This window comes from Pseudomonas lini, assembly GCF_964063345.1.
GTDB lineage: Bacteria > Pseudomonadota > Gammaproteobacteria > Pseudomonadales > Pseudomonadaceae > Aquipseudomonas > Aquipseudomonas lini_B.
The window spans coordinates 5086616-5106279 of the sequence record NZ_OZ061318.1 but is presented as its reverse complement, the minus strand read 5'-3'; the positions used below and the strand labels follow the sequence as shown (position 1 = coordinate 5106279).

Genomic DNA, 19664 nt, shown 5'->3' with positions numbered 1-19664 from the left:
CACATATACGGGAGACCACCATGCCGCGTTTCGCAGCCAACCTGTCCATGCTGTTCACCGAGCAGGATTTTCTTGCCCGTTTCGATGCTGCCGCCAAGGCTGGCTTCAGTGGTGTCGAATACCTGTTCCCCTACGATTTCAGCTCCGCCGAAATCAAAGCCAGGCTCGATGCCAATGGATTGACTCAGGTGCTGTTCAACCTGCCGGCCGGTGACTGGGCCAAGGGCGAGCGTGGTATTGCGTGCTTGCCGGATCGGGTCGAAGAATTCCGCGCCGGTGTCGATCTGGCCATCGCTTACGCCAACGTGCTGGGCAATACCCAGATCAACTGCCTGGCCGGTATTCGTCCACAAGGCGTCGACGATGCCACCGTGGAAAAGACCTTTGTCGCCAACCTCAAGTACGCGGCCGACAAGCTGCAAGCGGCGGGCATCAAACTGGTGATGGAAGCGATCAACACTCGTGACATCCCGGGCTTCTACCTGAACAACACGGCGCAAGCCCTGTCGATTCGCGAGCAGGTCGGCAGCGCCAACCTGTTCCTGCAATATGACATTTATCACATGCAAATCATGGAGGGCGACCTGGCCCGGACCATGGCTGCGCACCTGGCCGAGATCAACCACATCCAGTTGGCCGACAACCCAGGGCGCAACGAACCGGGCACCGGTGAAATCAATTACCGCTTCCTGTTCGAACACCTGGACCGCATCGGTTATCAGGGTTGGGTTGGCTGCGAATACAAGCCGCTGACCACCACCGAAGCGGGTCTGGGCTGGTTGAAAACCCATAACGCGATTTGAAGTTGAAACAGAACCCTTGTGGCGAGGGAGCTTGCTCCCGCTCGGCTGCGAAGCAGTCGTAAAACCTGCAAGCAAGTTCTACCTGACACACCGCAGTGGCTGTTTTGGGGTCGCTTCGCAACCCAGCGGGAACAAGCTCCCTCGCCACAGGATGTGTCTCCCTCAGGCACGCGCACATTATTTGGCTACACAAAAACAAGAGGATTTTCTCATGGCTAAAATCGGATTTATCGGCACCGGCATCATGGGCCACCCAATGGCGTTGAACCTGCAGAAAGCCGGTCACAGCCTGTTCCTGTCGGCGCACCACGACCCTGCCCCTGCCGATCTGGTCGCCGCTGGCGCCGTCGCGCTGGCGAACCCGAAAGAAGTGGCCCAGGAAGCCGAATTCATCATCGTCATGGTTCCGGATACCCCGCAGGTCGATGACGTACTGTTCCGCGCCGACGGCGTTGCGGCGGGCGTGAGCAAGGGCAAAGTCGTGATCGACATGAGCTCGATCTCGCCGACCGCCACTAAAACCTTCGCTGCCAAGATCAATGAAAAAGGCGCTCAATACCTCGACGCACCAGTGTCCGGCGGTGAAGTCGGCGCCAAGGCTGCGACCTTGAGCATCATGGTCGGTGGCGATGCCGATGCGTTCGAACGCGCCCTGCCGCTGTTCCAGGCCATGGGCAAGAACATCACCCTGGTCGGTGGCAACGGCGACGGTCAAACCGCGAAAGTGGCGAACCAGATCATCGTCGCCCTGAACATCCAGGCCGTGGCCGAAGCGCTGTTGTTCGCCTCGAAAAACGGTGCCGATCCGGCCAAGGTGCGTGAAGCACTGATGGGCGGTTTCGCGTCATCGAAGATCCTTGAAGTTCACGGCGAACGCATGATTAAGGGCACCTTCGACCCGGGCTTCCGTATCAGCCTGCACCAGAAGGACCTGAACCTGGCCCTGGCCGGCGCTCGCGAACTGGGCATCAACCTGCCGAACACCGCCAATACCCAGCAAGTGTTCAGCACCTGCGCGGCCATCGGCGGCAGCAACTGGGACCACTCGGCGCTGATCAAAGGCCTGGAACACATGGCGAATTTCTCGATTCGCGATAAGTAACACCGATCTGAAGCTGGCTCGGTTCCTGTGGGAGCTGGCTTGCCTGCGATGGCATCAACTCGGTCTACCTGAAAGACCGCGTCGCCTGAATCGCAGGCAAGCCAGCTCCCACAGGACCGCGTTGCAACACCTGCTTTCGCTTTATCCCAATAACAAGAATCCCGGGAGCCCGCCATGTCGGTCGATCCGCAACAACTGCTGCGCGAGCTGTTTGCCACAGCCATCGACGCGGCCCATCCGCAGCACGTCCTCGAAGCCCATTTGCCCAAAGATCGCAGCGGTCGGGTGATCGTCATCGGCGCCGGTAAAGCCGCAGCGGCCATGGCCCAGGTGGTCGAGCGCTGCTGGCAGGGTGAAGTGTCCGGCCTGGTGGTGACTCGCTACGGCCACGGCGCCCCGTGCGAAAAAATCGAAGTGGTCGAAGCCGCGCACCCGGTGCCGGATGCGGCTGGTCTGGCCGTGGCGAAACGGGTGCTGGAACTGGTCAGCGACTTGAGCGAAGACGACCGCGTGATCTTCCTGCTCTCGGGCGGTGGATCGGCATTGTTGGCATTACCCGCCGCCGGCATCACCCTCGCCGACAAACAGTCGATCAACAAAGCCCTGCTCAAATCCGGCGCGACCATCGGCGAGATGAATTGCGTGCGCAAGCACCTCTCGGCAATCAAGGGCGGTCGTCTGGGCAAAGCCTGCTGGCCGGCCACGGTTTATACCTATGCGATTTCCGATGTACCGGGCGACCTTGCCACGGTCATCGCCTCCGGCCCCACTGTGGCCGACCCGAGCACCTCGGCCGAAGCGCTGGCGATCCTCAAGCGTTATGGCATTGAAGTCCCGGCTTCGGTGCGCACCTGGCTGCAAAATCCGGAATCGGAAACGGTCAAACCTGGCGATCCGAGCCTGGCCCGCAGTCATTTCCAGTTGATCGCCCGCCCACAGCAATCGCTGGAAGCGGCAGCGGTGAAAGCCCGTCAGGCTGGTTTCAGCCCATTGATTCTCGGCGACCTGGAAGGCGAATCCCGGGACGTGGCGAAAGTCCACGCCGGCATTGCGCGGCAGATCGTCCAGCACGGCCAGCCGCTGGCAGCGCCGTGCGTGATTCTGTCCGGCGGCGAAACCACCGTCACCGTACGCGGCAATGGCCGTGGCGGACGCAACGCCGAATTCCTGCTGAGCCTGACCGACAGCCTCAAAGGCCTGCCCGGCGTCTACGCCTTGGCGGGTGACACCGACGGCATCGACGGCTCCGAAGATAACGCCGGCGCCATCATGAGCCCGGGCAGTTACGCACACGCCGCCGCCCTCGGCCTGAGCGCCAGCGATGAACTGGACAACAACAATGGCTACGGCTATTTCGCCGCGCTGGATGCGCTGATCGTCACCGAGCCGACCCGCACCAACGTCAACGACTTCCGCGCCATCCTGATTCTCGAGAGCACTAAACATGACGCCTGATAAGAAGGTCAAAATCCTCGCCACCCTTGGCCCGGCCACCAACGGAATCGACGACATCCGTGAGCTGGTGCAGGCCGGGGTCAATATCTTTCGCCTGAACTTCAGCCACGGCGATCATGCCGACCACGCCCAGCGCTATCAGTGGATTCGTGAAGTCGAGCGCCAGCTGAATTACCCGCTGGGGATTCTGATGGACCTGCAAGGCCCCAAATTGCGGGTCGGCAAATTCGCCCAAGGCAAAGTGCAGCTGCATCGCGGTCAGGCCTTGCGTCTGGACCTGGACCCGACGCCGGGCGACGAGCGCCGGGTCAACCTGCCTCACCCGGAAATCATCGCAGCGCTGGAGCCAGGCATGGACCTGCTGCTGGACGACGGCAAGCTGCGCCTGCGGGTGGTGACCAAGTATGCCGACGCCATCGACACCACGGTGCTCAATGGCGGCGAGCTGTCGGATCGCAAAGGCGTCAACGTGCCGCAAGCGGTGCTGGATCTGAGCCCGTTGACCGCCAAGGATCGTCGCGATTTGAGCTTCGGTCTGGAGCTGGGGGTGGATTGGGTTGCGCTGTCGTTCGTGCAGCGCCCGGAAGACATTCGCGAAGCTCGCGCACTGATCGGCGACAAGGCGTATTTGATGGCGAAGATCGAGAAGCCATCGGCCGTGACGCAACTGCGGGAAATCGCCGAAATGAGCGATGCGATCATGGTCGCTCGCGGCGACTTGGGCGTGGAAGTCCCGGCCGAAAGCGTGCCGCAGATTCAGAAAAACATCATCAGTACCTGCCGTGAGCTCGGCAAACCGGTAGTAGTGGCGACGCAGATGCTGGAGTCGATGCGTTTCTCCCCCGCCCCGACCCGCGCCGAAGTCACTGACGTCGCCAACGCAGTGGCCGAAGGTGCGGACGCGGTGATGCTGTCGGCGGAAACCGCATCCGGCGAGTACCCGCTGGAAGCCGTGCAGATGATGAGCAAGATCATCCGTCAGGTGGAAAACGGCCCGGACTATCAGGCCCAACTGGACGTGAGCCGCCCGAAAGCCGAGGCCACGGTGTCGGACGCGATCAGCTGCGCGATCCGCCGCATCAGCAACGTGCTGCCGGTGGCGGTGCTGGTGAACTACAGCGAGTCTGGTACGTCGAGTCTGCGTGCGGCGCGGGAACGGCCGACGGTGCCGATCCTCAACCTGACGCCGAACTTGCAAACCGCGCGGCGTTTGACGGTGGCGTGGGGCGTGCACTCGGTGGTCAATGATCGGCTGCGTCAGGTGGATGAAGTGTGCTCGACGGCGCTGGAGATTGCGCAGGCACAGGGCATGGCTCAACGCGGCGATACGTTGTTGATCACAGCGGGCGTGCCGTTCGGGCAGCCGGGGTCGACCAATTCGTTGCGCATTGAGACATTAATCTAACCCCCTCACAATGATCGTTCCCACGCTCTGCGTGGGAATGCAGCCCGGGACGCTCCGCGTCCCAAGAGCAGACGCAGAGCGTCCGTTGAGGCATTCCCACGCAGAGCGTGGAAACGATCTGTACTGACTGCCCCCATCATGCCCGCCAACCACTTCAACACCCACTGTCCCGACTGGGCCACTGCCCTGCTCAACGGTTTCAGCCAAATCTTTCTCCAGCGCCATCCGCTGTGCGGCCTGCTGTGTCTGTTGGCGATTCTATTCAGCGCGCCGGCCCTGCTCGGCGGTGCGTTGCTGGGAGGTGTCGCCGGGTTGCTCACCGCGCAACGTCGCGGGTACACCAAGGCTGATCGTCAGGCCGGGCTGTTCAGCTACAACGGTATTCTGCTCGGTCTGCTGCTGAGCCTTTATTTCCCATGGTCAGCGCTGTTGCCACCGCTGATCATTGCCGCTGGGGGCCTGAGCGCGATGCTCACCCAGCAATGGCTCAAGCGTTCGCGCGATCATCATTGCCTTCCCGCCTACACCGCGCCCTTCGTCGGGATGAGCTGGCTACTACTGTCGTTTGCCGCTCCCCAGCAACCCGCACCGCTGATCGAAATGACCACACTCAACTTGCTCGCCGCGTCATTGAAAGGGCTCGGTCAGGTGCTGTTTCTCGGTCATCCGCTGGCCGGCGCTCTGATTGCCACGGGTTTGCTGATCGCTGACCGTCGTGCCTTCCTGTGGGCGCTGCTCGGCTCCGTTGCCGGCCTCGGCTTCGCTCTTCTGCATCACGAAACATCAACCGCGCTGCTGGGTTTGAGCGGTTACAACGGCGTGCTCGCCGCCCTCGCCTTCAGCCAAAATCGTCGCCAGCCTTGGTTGCCATTGTTGGCAATCCTGCTGGCAGTGTTGCTCACACCGGGGTTCGCCGCACTCGGCCTGGCCACATTGACCGCGCCTTTCATCCTCGCCTGCTGGCTGATTCGCGCAGGCATTCGAATGCTGCGCCAGGCCGCCATAGACAGCGCGCCTTGCGCTACCGGGGAGAATCGACCTAGGCTTCGCTGATTCTCGATTCAGGCGTTTTCCATGGACAGCAGTAAAAACTGGCGTGAAGAGCTTTACGTCATCATCTTCCAATCCGATACCCCGGCCGGCCGCCGCTTCGACAGCATTCTGCTGTTGATCATCCTCGCCAGCCTGGTGATCGTGATTCTGGACAGTATCGACAGCGTTCACCAGAACTACGCCGACATACTGGCGTACATCGAATGGGGCTTCACCGTCGTTTTCGCCATCGAATACGCTCTGCGCCTGTACTGCTCGCCCAAACCGTTGCGCTACGCGTTCAGCTTCTATGGGCTGGTGGATTTGCTGGCGATCGTGCCTGGCATTCTCGCGCTGTATTACAGCGATGCGCAGTACCTGCTAATCATTCGAATCATTCGGATGCTGCGGATTTTCCGCGTGCTCAAGCTCAGCCCGTATCTGAAGCAAGCCAACTATTTGATGACGGCGTTGCGCGGCAGCAAGCAGAAGATCGTGGTGTTTCTGCTCAGCGTCAGCACCCTGGTGACGGTGTTCGGCACGCTGATGTACGTGATCGAAGGCCCGGAACACGGTTTCACCAGCATTCCCAAAGGCATCTATTGGGCTATCGTCACGCTGACCACCGTGGGTTTTGGCGATATCGTACCCAGGACGCCATTGGGTCAGGTGGTTTCGTCGCTGGTGATGATCACTGGTTACTCGATCATCGCCGTGCCAACAGGGATCTTTACCGCGGAACTGGCCAACGCCATGCGCGGCGAACAATTGCAACACGATTGCCCGACCTGTCAGAAAAACAGTCACGAACACGGCGCAGCATTTTGCTCCCGCTGTGGCAATGCGCTGTTCAAGAAACTGGAATAAGCAAAGTGCTTTTTAATCTTTAAAGGACTATGCGAGCCCGGCTATAGTCGCTGGCAAATTGCCAACACTTTCCATCGAACATGTTTGATAAAACAAGGAATGCGCAGTGAAAAAACTCTTTGGCGCCTCACTTCTGGCCGCTGGCCTGGCCTTGGGCAGCATGGCTCAGGCTGCACCGACCCTGCTTAACGTTTCCTACGACGTGATGCGAGACTTCTACAAGGACTACAACGCTGCCTTCCAGAAACACTGGCAAGCCGAGCACAACGAAAACATCACACTGCAAATGTCCTTCGGCGGCTCCAGCAAGCAGGCGCGCTCAGTGATCGATGGCCTGCCGGCTGACGTCATCACCATGAACATGGCCACCGACATCAACGCCTTGGCGGACAACGGCAAACTGGTCCCGGACAACTGGGTCACGCGCCTGCCAAACAACAGCGCGCCATTCACCTCGGCCACGGTGTTCATTGTGCGCAAAGGCAACCCGAAAGCCCTGAAAGACTGGCCAGACCTGCTCAAGGACGGCGTGCAAGTGATCGTCCCCAACCCGAAAACCTCGGGCAACGGCCGCTACACCTACCTCTCGGCGTGGGGTTATGTGCTGAAAAACGGCGGCGACGAGAACAAGGCCAAAACCTTCGTCGGCAAACTGTTCAAACAAGCGCCAGTGCTGGATACCGGCGGCCGTGCAGCGACCACCACGTTCATGACCAACCAGATCGGCGACGTGCTGGTGACCTTCGAAAACGAAGCGGAAATGATTGCGCGCGAATTTGGTCGTGATCAGTTTGAAGTGATTTACCCGAGTGTTTCCGCTGAGGCCGAGCCGCCGGTGTCTGTGGTCGACAAAGTGGTCGAGAAAAAAGGCACTCGCGCTGCTGCAGAGGAATATTTGAAATACCTGTGGTCGCCGGAAGGTCAAGAGATTGCGGCGGCCAACTACCTGCGTCCGCGTGATCCGGCGGTATTGGCCAAGTACACCGATCGCTTCCCGAAAGTGGATTTCCTTTCGGTGGAGAAGACCTTTGGTGACTGGCGCACGGTGCAGAAGACTCACTTCAATGATGGTGGGGTTTTTGATCAGGTTTATGCTCAGTAGAAGCTGTTAGCCCTACAAAAAAGGCGACCTCGGAGGTCGCCTTTTCTATTACAATTTTCCAGCCGTTACAAACACCAACAACTCGAAACATAAAAACACGAACATATTAAAAGGACTACGCTCGTTGAAGGCTGAAAAAACCAGCGCAATAATTTTTGGAATAATCGCATCCGTGACAGCCGTAGCCGGCCTGCTTATCACTCTTTCGAACCCAAGCCCGCACTTGAGCGCCGAAGTAAGCAAGTACATTTCATACGTACCCCCGCAATACAAAGAATTGATGCGCAATTCTAGAAACCTGGCAAATTCAGAAACGCTGTCAGCACTGATAAACAAAGCTATACCTGAAGCTGGATTCGAGCAAAAAAGCGAGCTGTTCGAAAATATCCGGACGAATATGCTGACGCCATGGACAGCCCCATTCGATAACGGAGTCAATGCGTTTCAGACGATGGTTTTCATACTGATCAAGAATGAAGGTTCAGCGGTAGCGAAGGACGTCTACGTAGATCTTCCTCAACACGGGTTGATGATGATAGAAGATGACAAAAAAGAACTGGTAAGTGTTGCCGAGCAAACCCGTCGCTACAAAATCCCTTCAATCAGGCAAGGCGGAACTTACAAGCTATGGGTCTGGTTCCCTTCAGAGCTCGAAAAAATCGATGAATACGCAGTTCGTATCGGAAACGATCAACAAACTGCAGATATTGAACATCCGAAAGAATTCACTGGCTGGGCATCTCGCGTAGCCGACTATTATTTGGTGTTCATTTACCTCACAGTGTTAATGATTCTTTCGTTTTTCTACTGGCTTTATGAAATCCTGAAACCAACTGAGCGCAGTTCTTGATTCCTGTAGTCCCTACATCGGCGGTGTGACACCATCCTTGCCCGCCGGGATGGATTGAGCGGTGAGCGCTCCGTCAGCACCTTGAATGACGAACATCACGATCTTCACGCCCACCTTCAGCAAGCGGCGATCGCGACCGACGATTCAAAGGTCAAAATGAACGGCCTCTCTCAATCATTCCTCAGAGGCATGATTACTATCACCCTATTCCCTCTTCCGCCGCTCTAGCCCGCCGATTAGCCTCCCCGCACTCCTTCTTCTTCAGCGAGCCACGTTATGAACCCAACGACTCAGGTGCCCCTCGGTACCGCGATAATGACCCGAGGCATGGTGCTGCTCTTCGCCTTCTGCTGCGGCGCCATCGTGGCCAACATCTACTACGCCCAGCCGATCATCGGCCTGATCGCACCGGACATCGGCCTGACCGACACCATGGCCAGCCTGATCGTTTCGCTGACGCAGATTGGTTATGCGCTGGGTCTGTTCTTCCTGGTGCCGTTGGGTGATCTGCTGGAAAATCGCCGCTTGATGATCATCACCACCGTGGTGGCGATTGCCAGTCTGCTGGGCGCGGCGTTCACCGACCAGCCGAACGTGTTTCTGCTGATCTCGTTGCTGGTGGGATTCAGCTCGGTGTCGGTGCAGATCCTGATCCCACTGGCCGCCCACCTGGCGCCGGAAGAATCCCGGGGCCGCGTGGTCGGCGGCATCATGGGTGGTTTGCTGCTGGGGATTCTGCTGGCTCGACCAGTATCCAGCGTAATAGCCGACCACTTCGGCTGGCGTGCGATGTTCGTCATTGCAGCGGTGTTGATGACGGCCATCAGCATCGTGCTGGCCCTGACCATTCCCAAGCGCCAGCCTGATCACAGTGCTTCTTATGGCCAGTTGTTGGGTTCGCTCTGGACGCTCTTGCGTCAGCAGCCGGTATTGCGTCAACGGGCGTTTTATCAAGCCTGCATGTTCGCCACCTTCAGCCTGTTCTGGACTGCAGTGCCGCTGGAACTGTCGCGTAATCATGGCTTGTCGCAAACCCAGATCGCGATCTTCGCCCTGGTTGGCGCCATCGGAGCAATTGCCGCCCCCATCGCCGGTCGACTGGCGGATGCCGGCCATACCCGCATCGCCTCGCTGCTGTCCCTGCTATTCGCCAGCCTGAGCTTCCTGCCCGCCTTCATCCACCCGGCCTACAGCGTTATCGGCCTGGCGGTGACGGGGGTGGTGCTGGATTTCTGCGTGCAAATGAACATGGTCCTCGGCCAACGAGCGGTCTACACCCTCGACGCTAAAAGCCGCGGCCGTCTGAATGCGCTGTACATGACCAGCATCTTCATCGGCGGCGCGTTTGGATCTTCGGTGGCCAGCGCGGTGTATGAGCATGGTGGCTGGTTGTGGATCGTGATTGTGGGTAGTGCGTTTCCGTTGTTGGCGTTGTTGCGGTTTTTGAGTGTTTCGCAGAGGCCTGCACTGGCGACGGCTTAGGGCGCTAAAAGCTTCGCGGGCAATAGCCTCGCTCCTACACGTCTTGCATTATCCCTATAGGTGTGAGGCTTGCCCGCGAAGGCGATTCCACTGATACCACTCAATGCCGAACCAGCTTCTCCATCGCCGCATCCGCGAGAAAGGAGGAGCGGCTTTTGACATTGTGCTCTCGCACATAGCGGTCAATGCGCTGGATCACGTAGCCAGGCAGCGTCACGTTGACCTTCTCGGTCTTGCCCAGATACGGCGAGATGTCGAGTTCCAGCATCCCCCAACCCATGTTGGCAAATTCCGGATTCTCGCGGTGCACAGCCGCTGAGGTCGGCATCGGAATTGACTCCCCGCCTGCCATGATCTCTTGCAGCATGATGTGGGCAATTTCGACCGCCGCGTTGTAAGCATCTTCAAACGTATCCCCGGCCGTTACGGCACCGGGAATATCGGGGATCTGAATACCGATGGCGGTGTTCTCGTCGCCCCATTCGATACAGATTGGGTATTGCATTATGGATCTCCTGCCAAACTGGCTCCCGGGCAATAGAGCCCGGCTCGCCTCCTGATGCTTTTAACCGTCCCGACCGGCAAATCCTTCTTCGGATGAGGGACGGGTATCGTGTAAGGGCTATAACGGTGAGTGAAGATGTGATGACTGCCGGTGACCCGGTCCAGTGTCCAGCCCGCCTCTATCAGTTCCTTGATCAATAACCTGCTCTGCACCACCAGCCTCCTTGCTCCGGCCCAACAAAAATAACTCTAGAGTTATATTTACTCAAGCACAAAAATCCGGATCACGACGCTCGGTTGTTTTACAGGGTGTTGATTTTGCCGATTACCGTTGCTGGCAAAAGAGTCATAAACAAGCCTTGGTTTCGTTTATTGCGATTTTCGTTTGATTCGAATAGCCTTTCAGCATCGCTACTCAGAATGTAGGAATTTCATCATGTCCCTAGTCATCCACCCACCGATCAACCTGCCCATGGCGCGCGAAGTTCAGGCCGCTATTGAAGGCCAGCGTGCCCTCGCGGCCTATCTCGCGACTCAATTCGAAACTCAACGCATCCAGATTTTCGACGAGCAGAATGAAGCTCACAGCGTCGAACTGCCCACTTCAGCCCTGCGATTGCTGCTCGACATCCTGGCAGCATTGGCAGAAGGCAATGCGGTAAAGGTCGTCCCGGTTCACGCGGAACTGACCACCCAGGAAGCGGCGGACTTGCTCAATGTCTCACGCCCGCACCTGATCAAACTGCTGGAGTCCGGCGAGTTGTCCTACCACAAAACCGGCAAGCACCGACGTGTGCGCTTTGCCGATTTGATGGACTATAAGAACCGGCGCGACACCGCCAGCGAGCAAGCAATGACGCTTCTCGCCGAGCAAGCACAAGCGTTAAGGACAGGATACGAGTGAGGCACTCCCCTTTTACCGCTGTATATGACGCATGTGTTTTGTACCCCGCCCCCTTGAGGGACTTTCTGATGTGGCTCGCGCTCTCCGGACGTTTCAGGGCGCGATGGTCACTGGAGATACACAACGAATGGAAGCGCAATCTGCTGAAAAACCGCCCGGACCTGACAACAGAGCAATTGGATCGCACGTCCGACTTGATGGATCAGGCCATACCCGATGCTTGCGTATCCGGTTACGAAAAGCTGATCGAAGGGCTCACACTGCCCGACATCGACGACCGCCATGTTCTGGCTGCCGCCATACGCTGCAACGCCAGTGTCATCGTGACCTTTAATCAGAAAGACTTTCCCGATGAAGCACTCGGTTCTTTTGGCATCGAGGCGCAGCATCCTGACGAATTCGTCGATAACCTCTTTGACCTGGACCCGGCAGCGGTTGTTGCGGCAGCACAACGGCAACGCAAACAGCTAAAGATGCCGCCAATGGATGTCGGCACCTATCTTGATCTGCTCTTTCGTCAAGGCCTGATTCAGTCGAGCAAGGCGTTGACCCACTATCGAGCGATTCTTTAATCGCCTATCACAAACCCCAAAAAGCAAAACGGCGATCCTCAGATCGCCGTTTCCATTCACTGCCCGAATTGCCTGCCCAACCCACCCGGCACGCCATGGATATCTGTCTCTTCCCACGGCCCGTTGGGGCTGATCGAGCGACTCCAGCCGTTGTTCCAGCGGTAGTAGGTGCGCTGGCGGTAGAAGGTGTTGGTTTGATCATCGAGAACGTAAACGCCGAGTTTCGCATCCCAATGACTATTGCCACCCGGTGGCGGGGCGAAGCTGGCGGAGGTGCGTGGAATCGGCTTGGACGGTTTGACCGGCGTACTCGGTTTGCTCGGTGTCGTTGGAGCCGGTTTGGTGCTCGGCTGCGAAGGCGGGATTGGCGGCAGCCGTGTGGGCTCGGGCTGCTGGACCGCACAGGCGCTTAACCCCAAAACCATACTGAGCAGAGTGATACGAGCGATGGCGGTCATGGTGGTGCTTCCTGTTATTTATCCGGGCTGTCGATGATCAGTTTTTGTTGCGCGGTGGTGCTGCTGGCCAAGGGTTGGCTGCGACCGATCCATTCGCCGGCAGTCGGTTGGCCAGCGCGGGAGATGCGCGCAACCAGTTGGACTTCAGGGAAGTTCGACAGTTTCAACTGCGGCATCATGGCGTCGGCATCACCCAGTTCCACAGTCGCCGGCAAGTCGGCGACTGTCAGACGCTTGGCGGCCAGCGGCGCGGGTGGACCGGAGATGGCGCGGGCGAAGATGAACACGCTGTCACCCGGCTGGACCTTGGCTTTCAGCTCTGGCGCCAGATCGACTTGCACTTTGAGCAGTGCTGCAGCTTTGGCCGCAGGCGCTTGGGCAACCTTGCCACCGCTGGCTTCGAGTTTCTCGGCGGCCCGAGTAATGCCGCCTTGCAGCGCGACGCGGGATTTATCATCCGGCGGCAGTTGCGCCAGCAGGCGATTCCAGTAGTCGATGGCGTCCTGGTAACGCTCACTTTCAAACGCCGCGATGCCCAGCAGACCGAGGCTGGTGACTTCTTTCGGATCAGCTTTCAACGCTTCGTCGGTCAGCGCCTGAACCTTGTCCGACCACTTCTTGCCATCGGCGAAATATTGCGCCTGGGCCCATTGCCCGAGCAGTTCCGGCTGACGACCGGCCAGGGTAACAGTCCGTTCGAAGATCTTCGCTGCATCAGCCGGACGGTCCTGAGCCATGTAGGTGCGGCCGAGGAAGTACAGGCCTTCGGCCGAATCCGGTTGGGCGGCAACCGCACGTTCCAGGCGACGGGTCATCTCTTCCATCGACTGCGGCGCCTGAGCGAACTCGCGGGTCAACTCGACTTTGTCGCTGGCGCCGAAATGCAGGTACAGCCCAAGGCCCAGCACCGGCACCAGAATCGCCGCCAGCAATGGCAACGGCTTGCCCAGACGCGACACGCGCGGTGCCTCGACGCCTTCGGTGTCGGCGAGCAGTTCACGGGCGGCTTCGGCACGGCCGGAGTCCATTTGCTCGGTGTTGAGCACGCCCTCTTCCTGCTGAGTCTGCAACTCAGCCACGCGCTCCTGATAAAGCGCGACGTTCAGTGCCGTGCGGTCCTCTTCAAGCTGAGCGCGGCGCCCACGCAGAACGGGGATCAGCAGAAAACTCAGGGCAACCAGGAGCAGCAGGCCTGCAGCGAGCCAGAAATCAATCATTCTTGGTTTTATCCAACAGGTGGTCGAGGCGCTCGCGCTCCTCGGCAGAAAGCGTGTCCGGGCTGTCAGTGCGTTGCACGCGACGACGGCGGACGATCACGGCGATGATCACAAAACCGCCCAGCAACAGGCCGGCGGGGCCGAACCAGAGCAGTGCGGTTTTGGCATTGAGGGCAGGTTTGTAGCGGACGAAATCACCGTAGCGGTCGACCATGAAATCGATGATCTGCTGGTTGTCCTTGCCCTCGCCGAGCATGCGAAAAATCTCTTTGCGCAGGTCGGCGGCGATCGGTGCATTGGAATCGGCGATGTCCTGATTCTGGCACTTGGGGCAACGCAGCTCTTTGGTCAGTTCGCGGAAACGCTCGCGGTCGCCTTCTTTGGCGAACTCATAGGTGTCGATGGCCGCATGGGCCACACCGGCCATGCTCAAGCCCAACACGGCGGCGGCGATCCAGCGCTTCATGGTTTGGCCTCATCGACCAGCGCCTGATACTTGGCCGCCAGTTTTTCACGCCAGACTTGTTCGTCGATCACGCCGACGAATTTGTCGCGGATGATGCCCTTGGCGTCAATGAAGAAGGTTTCCGGTGCACCGTACACGCCGAGGTTCAGGCCCAGGGTGCCGGCATCGTCACGGATGTCCAGTTTATACGGGTTGTGGAACTCGGCCAGCCACTTCAAGGCATCGGCGTTGACGTCCTTGTAGTTGATGCCATAAATCACCACGCCCTTCTCGGCCAGCTTGTTCAGCACCGGGTGCTCGACCCGGCAGGAAATGCACCAGGTGCCCCAGACGTTGACCAATGCCGGTTTACCCAGAATGTCCGCTTTGGTCAGGGTTTTGTCGCCCTGCACCGAGGGCAGCGAAAACTCCGGGAACGGTTTGTTGATCATTGCCGAAGGCAGTTCAGCCGGGTCCAGGTACAGACCCCGATACAGAAAAACAGCGACCACCAGAAAAATCGCCAGTGGCAACAGCATCAACCAACGTCTCATGCAGTGGCTCCCGTCATGCCGAGCGCTTCACGCACACGGCTTTTCACCTTGACCCGATAACGGCGATCCAGCGCCGCCAGCAACCCACCCAAACCGGTGAGCAGACCGCCGAACCAGATCCAGCGCACGAACGGTTTGACGTGCACGCGGACCGCCCAGGCGCCCTCGCCCAGCGGCTCGCCCAGAGCGACGTAAAGATCACGGGTGAAACCGGCGTCGATCCCGGCTTCGGTCATCACCGAGTTCTGCACGGTGTACAGGCGTTTTTCCGGGTGCAGCACGCTGATTTCCTTGCCATCGCGGATCACCCGTACGGTGCCCTTGTCGGAGGTGAAGTTCGGCCCTTCGAAGTGCTTGGCGCCTTCGAACACAAATTGATAACCGGCCAGGCTCATGGACTCACCCGGTGCCAGGCGCAGATCACGCTCGGCACTGTTCTGGCTCGACAACACGACACCCAGCGCGCACACGGCAATGCCCAAATGCGCGATTTGCATGCCCCAATAGCTGCGGGTCAGGGTCGGCAGACCTTTGATCAAGCCCTTGTGACGTGTCTTGTCGAAGATATCCCGCACACCGGCCAGCAACACCCAGGCAGCCAGCATGAATGTCGCCAGCACTGCCCAATTGAAATCGCCGTAAGCGACACCCGCCACGACGGCCAGCGCAGCGCTGCCGAGCAACACCGGCGTCAACATGCTCATCAGCCATTTGACCGGGGTGTCTTTCCAGCGCACCAGCATGCCGACGGCCATCACTACCATCAGTATCGCCATCAATGGAATGAACAGCGCGTTGAAGTACGGCGGGCCGACCGACAGCTTGGCGCCGGTCATCGCGTCGAGGATCAATGGATACAAGGTGCCGAGCAGGATCATCGAAGCGGCCACCACCAGCACCAGGTTATTGCCCAGCAGCAGGGTTTCCCGGGACCAGAGGTTGAAGCCGACGTGGCTCTTGACCACCGGAGCGCGCAGGGCGAACAGCGTCAGCGAACCACCGACCACAAACAGCAGGAAGATCAGGATGAACACACCGCGTTCAGGGTCCGACGCAAAGGCGTGAACCGAGGTCAGCACGCCGGATCGCACAAGGAAGGTCCCGAGCAAACTCAACGAGAACGCAGCGATGGCCAGCAACACCGTCCAGCTCTTGAACACGCCACGCTTTTCCGTGACCGCCAACGAGTGAATCAGTGCCGTGCCCACCAGCCAAGGCATGAAGGATGCGTTTTCGACCGGATCCCAGAACCACCAGCCGCCCCAGCCGAGTTCGTAGTAGGCCCACCAGGAGCCCAACGTAATACCGATACCGAGGAAGGCCCAAGCCACGATTGTCCACGGACGCGACCAACGTGCCCACGCCGCATCAAGACGACCGCCCAGCAGCGCGGCAATGGCGAAGGCAAACGCTACAGAGAAACCGACATAGCCCATGTACAGCATCGGCGGGTGAACGATCAGGCCGATGTCTTGCAGGAGTGGATTGAGGTCGCGACCATCCGTCGGCATCTGCGGCAGGATTCGGGCGAAAGGGTTAGACGTCAGGATCAGGAACAGCAGGAAACCCGTGCTGATCATGCCCATCACAGCCAATACGCGAGCCAGCATCACTTGCGGCAATTGCCGGGAGAACACCGATACCGCGAAGGTCCAGCCGCCGAGGATCAGTGCCCACAGCAGCAACGAACCTTCGTGAGCGCCCCAGACGGCGCTGAATTTGTAGTACCACGGCAAGGCGCTGTTGGAGTTGCTGGCCACGTAAGCGACGGAGAAGTCGTCAGCCATAAAGGCATACGTCAGGCAACCGAAAGCGAACAGCAGAAACGCGAACTGCCCCCAAGCGGCCGGCTGGGCCAGGCTCATCCACAAACGGTCGCCGCGCCAGGCACCGAGCAACGGCACTACGGCCTGAACCAGCGCGAAACACAGCGCGAGGATCATCGCCAAGTGGCCCAATTCAGGGATGAACAGCCCTGAACTATAAAGTGAGGAAGTCATCAGTTAGCCCTCTTTCGCGGGAGTGGGTGCCGACTGACCGCTGTCTTTCAGGGCCTTGGTCACTTCCGGCGGCATGTACTTTTCATCGTGCTTGGCCAGCACTTCGTCGGCCACCACCACGCCTTCAGCGTTGAGCTTGCCCAGGGCGACGATGCCCTGCCCTTCGCGGAACAGATCCGGCAGGATCCCGCGATAACTGATGGTCACGGATTTATTGAAGTCGGTAACGATGAATTTCACGTCCAGGGAATCGCCGGAACGTTGCAGCGAACCTTTCTCGACCATGCCACCCGCGCGGATACGCGTGTCTTGCGGCGCTTCGCCGTTGGCGATCTGGGTCGGGGTGTAAAACAGATTGATGTTCTGCTGCAGGGCACTCAGGGCCAGGCCGACGGCAGCACCGACACCGACCAGGATTGCGAGAATGATCATAAGACGCTTTTTACGCAGCGGATTCACTTGCCGTTCTCCCGGCGCAGACGACGCGCCTCTTGTTGCAGATACCGCTTGCGGGCCAGGATCGGCACCGCCACGTTGAGGGCCAGCACCGCCAGGCTAATGCCATAGGCTGACCAGACATACAGACCGTGATGGCCCATGGCGAGAAAGTCGCCGAATGAAGCGAAACTCATCGAGCGACCTCCAGACTGTTCTGCACTTCGGTTTTCACCCAGCTCGCCCGGGCTTCGCGCTTGAGCACTTCAAGACGCATGCGCAGCAACAGCACCGCGCCGAAGAAACAGTAGAAACCCAGCGCCGTCAGCAGCAGTGGCAGCCACATCTCGGCAGGCATCGCCGGTTTTTCGGTGAGGGTGAAGGTCGCGCCCTGGTGCAGGGTGTTCCACCACTCCACCGAGTATTTGATGATCGGGATGTTGATCACGCCGACGATCGCCAGTACCGCACAGGCCTTGGCGGCGCTGTCACGATTGCTGATGGCGTTGCCCAGCGCAATAAGACCGAAGTACAGAAACAGCAGAATAAGCATGGACGTAAGTCGCGCATCCCAGACCCACCACGAGCCCCAGGTCGGTTTGCCCCAGATCGCGCCGGTGACCAGCGCCACGGCGGTCATCCAGGCACCGATCGGTGCGGCGCATTGCAGGGCGACGTCGGCCAGTTTCATCTTCCAGACCAGCCCGACGATGCCGCACACGGCCAGCATCACGTAGATGGACTGCGCCAGCATGGCGGCCGGGACGTGGATATAGATGATCCGAAAGCTGTTGCCTTGCTGGTAGTCCGGCGGCGCGAAGGCCAACCCCCAAACCACACCGATGCTGATCAGCAGCAACGCCGCGACGCTCAGCCACGGCAGCAGTTTGCCGCTGATGCCGTAGAACCATTTGGGCGAGCCGAGCTTGTGAAACCACGTCCAGTTCATACTGTTTCCATCACGGTTGCCGTTCGCCATCACGAACAGCCAGGGTCTTTACTGATCAAATTTTGATCAGACCTCATTATTCGCCGACGCTGATCTTCAGGCCAGCAGCTATTGCAAAAGGTGTCAGGGTTATCGCCAGGGCGGTCAGGCTACCAAGCCACAAGAGATAACCGGTCGCCGGCATGCCCTGCAATGCCGCCTGCAAGGCGCCACTGCCGAGAATCAACACCGGGATGTACAGCGGCAGAATCAACAGCGCCAGTAACAGGCCACCGCGCTTCAATCCTACCGTCAACGCCGCGCCCACCGCACCGAGCAGGCTCAGCACCGGTGTACCCAGCAATAAAGAAAGCAGCAACACCGGCAGACAGGCGGCAGGCAAACCAAGCATCAACGCCAGCAAGGGTGCGAGCAAAACCAGCGCAAGGCCGGAAAAGGCCCAGTGTGCCAGCACCTTGGCCAAAACCAGAATAGGCAGGGGGTGCGGCGAAAGGACCCACTGCTCAAGCGACCCGTCTTCGAAATCACTGCGGAAAAGCCCATCCAGCGAGAGCAAGACCGATAAAAGCGCTGCCACCCAGACCAGCCCCGGGGACAAGGTTTGCAACAATTGAGGCCCGGCGCCGACCGCCAATGGGAACAAAGAGACGACGATGGCGAAGAACACCAGCGGATTCGCCAATTCGGCAGGACGACGGAACAGCAAACGTGCCTCGCGGGCGACCAACAGGCCGAAAACACTCATACGGCCCAGTTCCCCAAATCAATGTCGCGATAGCCTGCCGGCATCCGGGTCAGCGTGTGGTGAGTGGTCAGCACCACCATGCCGCCTCGCTCGCAATGCGCAGCCAAGTGTTCTTCGAGTTGCGCCACGCCTTGTTTGTCGAGCGCGGTGAACGGCTCATCGAGGATCCAAAGCGGCGGGCTGTCCAGATACAAGCGCGCCAACGCGACTCGGCGTTGTTGCCCGGCGGAGAGCGTGTGACAGGGAACATCCTCAAAACCGCGCAGCCCCACAGCCGTCAGCGCCTGCCAGATCGCTTCATGAGAGGCCGGTTGATGCAGGGCGCAGAGCCAACTCAGATTCTCTTCCGGCGTCAGTAGATCCTTGATCCCGGCAGCATGGCCGATCCACAGCAGGTTGCGCGCCAGTTCGCTGCGTTGCTCGTGCAGTGGCTGGCCGTTTAGTAATACTTGACCGGCGGTCGGTTGCATCAAACCGCATAGCAAACGTAAAAGACTGGTCTTGCCACTGCCGTTGGGGCCGCTGATTTGCAACATTTCGCCACTGGCCAGTCTCAACTCGAGATTTTCGAAGAGCAGCCGAAGGTCTCGCTCACAGGCAAGGGCAACGGTTTGCAGGACAGGACTGGTCAAGAGATCACGGGCCTTTTGCGGTTCAAGTCGGCAGTGGAGCGGCCGCTAAAGAGATGCAGGATAGATGCATTGGCGGCCCGTTTTAGAGAGCTGCGTCAATCAATTGCAATGTTTTTAGCGCCCAGGTGCAACGGGGCGGCATTATACATGC

The 19664-nt window shown here is 59.1% G+C and carries 23 protein-coding genes; 11 read left to right on the top strand and 12 right to left on the bottom strand.

Annotation, left to right across the window (positions count from 1 at the left end; translation table 11 throughout):
• Positions 1 to 20: 20 nt before the first annotated feature.
• The 9 genes from hyi to AB3226_RS23095 all read left to right on the top strand — a co-directional run bounded on the left by hyi (position 21) and on the right by AB3226_RS23095 (position 10098).
• Positions 21 to 803: a hydroxypyruvate isomerase gene (gene hyi / locus AB3226_RS23135; RefSeq protein WP_367374767.1), complete on the top strand. Its 783-nt coding sequence runs from the start codon at positions 21 to 23 to the stop codon at positions 801 to 803.
• 211 nt (positions 804 to 1014) lie between these two features.
• Positions 1015 to 1905 (top strand): 2-hydroxy-3-oxopropionate reductase, encoded by an 891-nt coding sequence (locus AB3226_RS23130; protein ID WP_367374766.1) that lies wholly within the window; start codon positions 1015 to 1017, stop codon positions 1903 to 1905.
• A 174-nt stretch (positions 1906 to 2079) separates the two neighbouring features.
• Positions 2080 to 3360, top strand: a complete 1281-nt coding sequence (locus AB3226_RS23125) for a glycerate kinase (protein WP_367374765.1) — start codon at positions 2080 to 2082, stop codon at positions 3358 to 3360.
• Positions 3350 to 4765 (top strand): pyruvate kinase, encoded by a 1416-nt coding sequence (gene pyk, locus AB3226_RS23120; protein ID WP_367374764.1) that lies wholly within the window; start codon positions 3350 to 3352, stop codon positions 4763 to 4765. The genes AB3226_RS23125 and pyk overlap by 11 nt, the downstream gene beginning before the upstream one ends.
• A 138-nt stretch (positions 4766 to 4903) precedes the next feature.
• Entirely contained in the window at positions 4904 to 5818 is a 915-nt protein-coding gene (locus tag AB3226_RS23115; protein WP_367374763.1) for an urea transporter, read from the top strand.
• Positions 5819 to 5839: 21 nt separating this feature from the next.
• Positions 5840 to 6664 (top strand): ion transporter, encoded by an 825-nt coding sequence (locus AB3226_RS23110; RefSeq protein WP_367374762.1) that lies wholly within the window; start codon positions 5840 to 5842, stop codon positions 6662 to 6664.
• Between the two features lie 106 nt (positions 6665 to 6770).
• Positions 6771 to 7766 carry a sulfate ABC transporter substrate-binding protein gene (locus tag AB3226_RS23105; RefSeq protein ID WP_367374761.1) on the top strand — a complete coding sequence of 332 codons (996 nt, stop codon included), beginning with the start codon at positions 6771 to 6773 and terminating at the stop codon, positions 7764 to 7766.
• Between the two features lie 124 nt (positions 7767 to 7890).
• A complete protein-coding gene (locus tag AB3226_RS23100) occupies positions 7891 to 8616 on the top strand; it encodes a hypothetical protein (protein ID WP_367374760.1) in 726 nt (241 codons plus the stop codon).
• A 276-nt stretch (positions 8617 to 8892) separates the two neighbouring features.
• The gene (locus AB3226_RS23095) at positions 8893 to 10098 is read left to right on the top strand and encodes an MFS transporter (RefSeq protein ID WP_367374759.1); all 1206 of its coding nucleotides are present in this window, start codon (positions 8893 to 8895) and stop codon (positions 10096 to 10098) included.
• Between the two features lie 100 nt (positions 10099 to 10198).
• On the opposite strand, the gene AB3226_RS23090 is transcribed toward AB3226_RS23095, so the two are convergent.
• Positions 10199 to 10603 (bottom strand): type II toxin-antitoxin system HicB family antitoxin, encoded by a 405-nt coding sequence (locus AB3226_RS23090; protein WP_367374758.1) that lies wholly within the window; start codon positions 10601 to 10603, stop codon positions 10199 to 10201.
• Positions 10603 to 10815: a type II toxin-antitoxin system HicA family toxin gene (locus AB3226_RS23085; protein ID WP_367374757.1), complete on the bottom strand. Its 213-nt coding sequence runs from the start codon at positions 10813 to 10815 to the stop codon at positions 10603 to 10605. Before AB3226_RS23085 ends, AB3226_RS23090 begins: the two co-directional genes overlap by 1 nt.
• Before the next feature lie 223 nt (positions 10816 to 11038).
• Here AB3226_RS23085 and AB3226_RS23080 point away from each other — a divergent pair, with 223 nt between their 5' ends.
• Together AB3226_RS23080 and AB3226_RS23075 are read left to right on the top strand one after the other, a co-directional pair.
• Positions 11039 to 11506: a helix-turn-helix domain-containing protein gene (locus AB3226_RS23080; protein WP_367374756.1), complete on the top strand. Its 468-nt coding sequence runs from the start codon at positions 11039 to 11041 to the stop codon at positions 11504 to 11506.
• The gene (locus AB3226_RS23075; protein ID WP_367374755.1) at positions 11503 to 12078 is read left to right on the top strand and encodes a PIN domain-containing protein; all 576 of its coding nucleotides are present in this window, start codon (positions 11503 to 11505) and stop codon (positions 12076 to 12078) included. Before AB3226_RS23080 ends, AB3226_RS23075 begins: the two co-directional genes overlap by 4 nt.
• Positions 12079 to 12134: 56 nt before the next feature.
• Here AB3226_RS23075 and AB3226_RS23070 read toward each other — a convergent pair whose 3' ends face one another.
• The 10 genes from AB3226_RS23070 to ccmA all read right to left on the bottom strand — a co-directional run bounded on the left by AB3226_RS23070 (position 12135) and on the right by ccmA (position 19513).
• Complete coding sequence (locus AB3226_RS23070; protein ID WP_123360183.1) at positions 12135 to 12536, bottom strand: hypothetical protein; 402 nt, start codon at positions 12534 to 12536, stop codon at positions 12135 to 12137.
• 14 nt (positions 12537 to 12550) lie between these two features.
• A complete protein-coding gene (ccmI, locus tag AB3226_RS23065; protein ID WP_367374754.1) occupies positions 12551 to 13753 on the bottom strand; it encodes a c-type cytochrome biogenesis protein CcmI in 1203 nt (400 codons plus the stop codon).
• Positions 13746 to 14219: a cytochrome c-type biogenesis protein gene (locus tag AB3226_RS23060; RefSeq protein ID WP_007894247.1), complete on the bottom strand. Its 474-nt coding sequence runs from the start codon at positions 14217 to 14219 to the stop codon at positions 13746 to 13748. Before AB3226_RS23060 ends, ccmI begins: the two co-directional genes overlap by 8 nt.
• Positions 14216 to 14752 (bottom strand): DsbE family thiol:disulfide interchange protein, encoded by a 537-nt coding sequence (locus AB3226_RS23055; RefSeq protein WP_367374753.1) that lies wholly within the window; start codon positions 14750 to 14752, stop codon positions 14216 to 14218. Before AB3226_RS23055 ends, AB3226_RS23060 begins: the two co-directional genes overlap by 4 nt.
• Positions 14749 to 16752, bottom strand: a complete 2004-nt coding sequence (locus AB3226_RS23050) for a heme lyase CcmF/NrfE family subunit (RefSeq protein WP_367374752.1) — start codon at positions 16750 to 16752, stop codon at positions 14749 to 14751. Before AB3226_RS23050 ends, AB3226_RS23055 begins: the two co-directional genes overlap by 4 nt.
• 3 nt (positions 16753 to 16755) lie before the next feature.
• Positions 16756 to 17211 carry a cytochrome c maturation protein CcmE gene (gene ccmE / locus AB3226_RS23045; protein ID WP_367374751.1) on the bottom strand — a complete coding sequence of 152 codons (456 nt, stop codon included), beginning with the start codon at positions 17209 to 17211 and terminating at the stop codon, positions 16756 to 16758.
• The gene (ccmD, locus tag AB3226_RS23040) at positions 17208 to 17384 is read right to left on the bottom strand and encodes a heme exporter protein CcmD (RefSeq protein WP_123360189.1); all 177 of its coding nucleotides are present in this window, start codon (positions 17382 to 17384) and stop codon (positions 17208 to 17210) included. The genes ccmE and ccmD overlap by 4 nt, the downstream gene beginning before the upstream one ends.
• Positions 17381 to 18136 carry a heme ABC transporter permease gene (locus AB3226_RS23035; RefSeq protein WP_123720715.1) on the bottom strand — a complete coding sequence of 252 codons (756 nt, stop codon included), beginning with the start codon at positions 18134 to 18136 and terminating at the stop codon, positions 17381 to 17383. The genes ccmD and AB3226_RS23035 overlap by 4 nt, the downstream gene beginning before the upstream one ends.
• Positions 18137 to 18212: 76 nt before the next feature.
• Positions 18213 to 18881 (bottom strand): heme exporter protein CcmB, encoded by a 669-nt coding sequence (ccmB, locus tag AB3226_RS23030; protein WP_008072659.1) that lies wholly within the window; start codon positions 18879 to 18881, stop codon positions 18213 to 18215.
• Complete coding sequence (gene ccmA, locus AB3226_RS23025) at positions 18878 to 19513, bottom strand: cytochrome c biogenesis heme-transporting ATPase CcmA (protein ID WP_367374750.1); 636 nt, start codon at positions 19511 to 19513, stop codon at positions 18878 to 18880. The genes ccmB and ccmA overlap by 4 nt, the downstream gene beginning before the upstream one ends.
• Between the last annotated feature and the right edge of the window lie 151 nt (positions 19514 to 19664).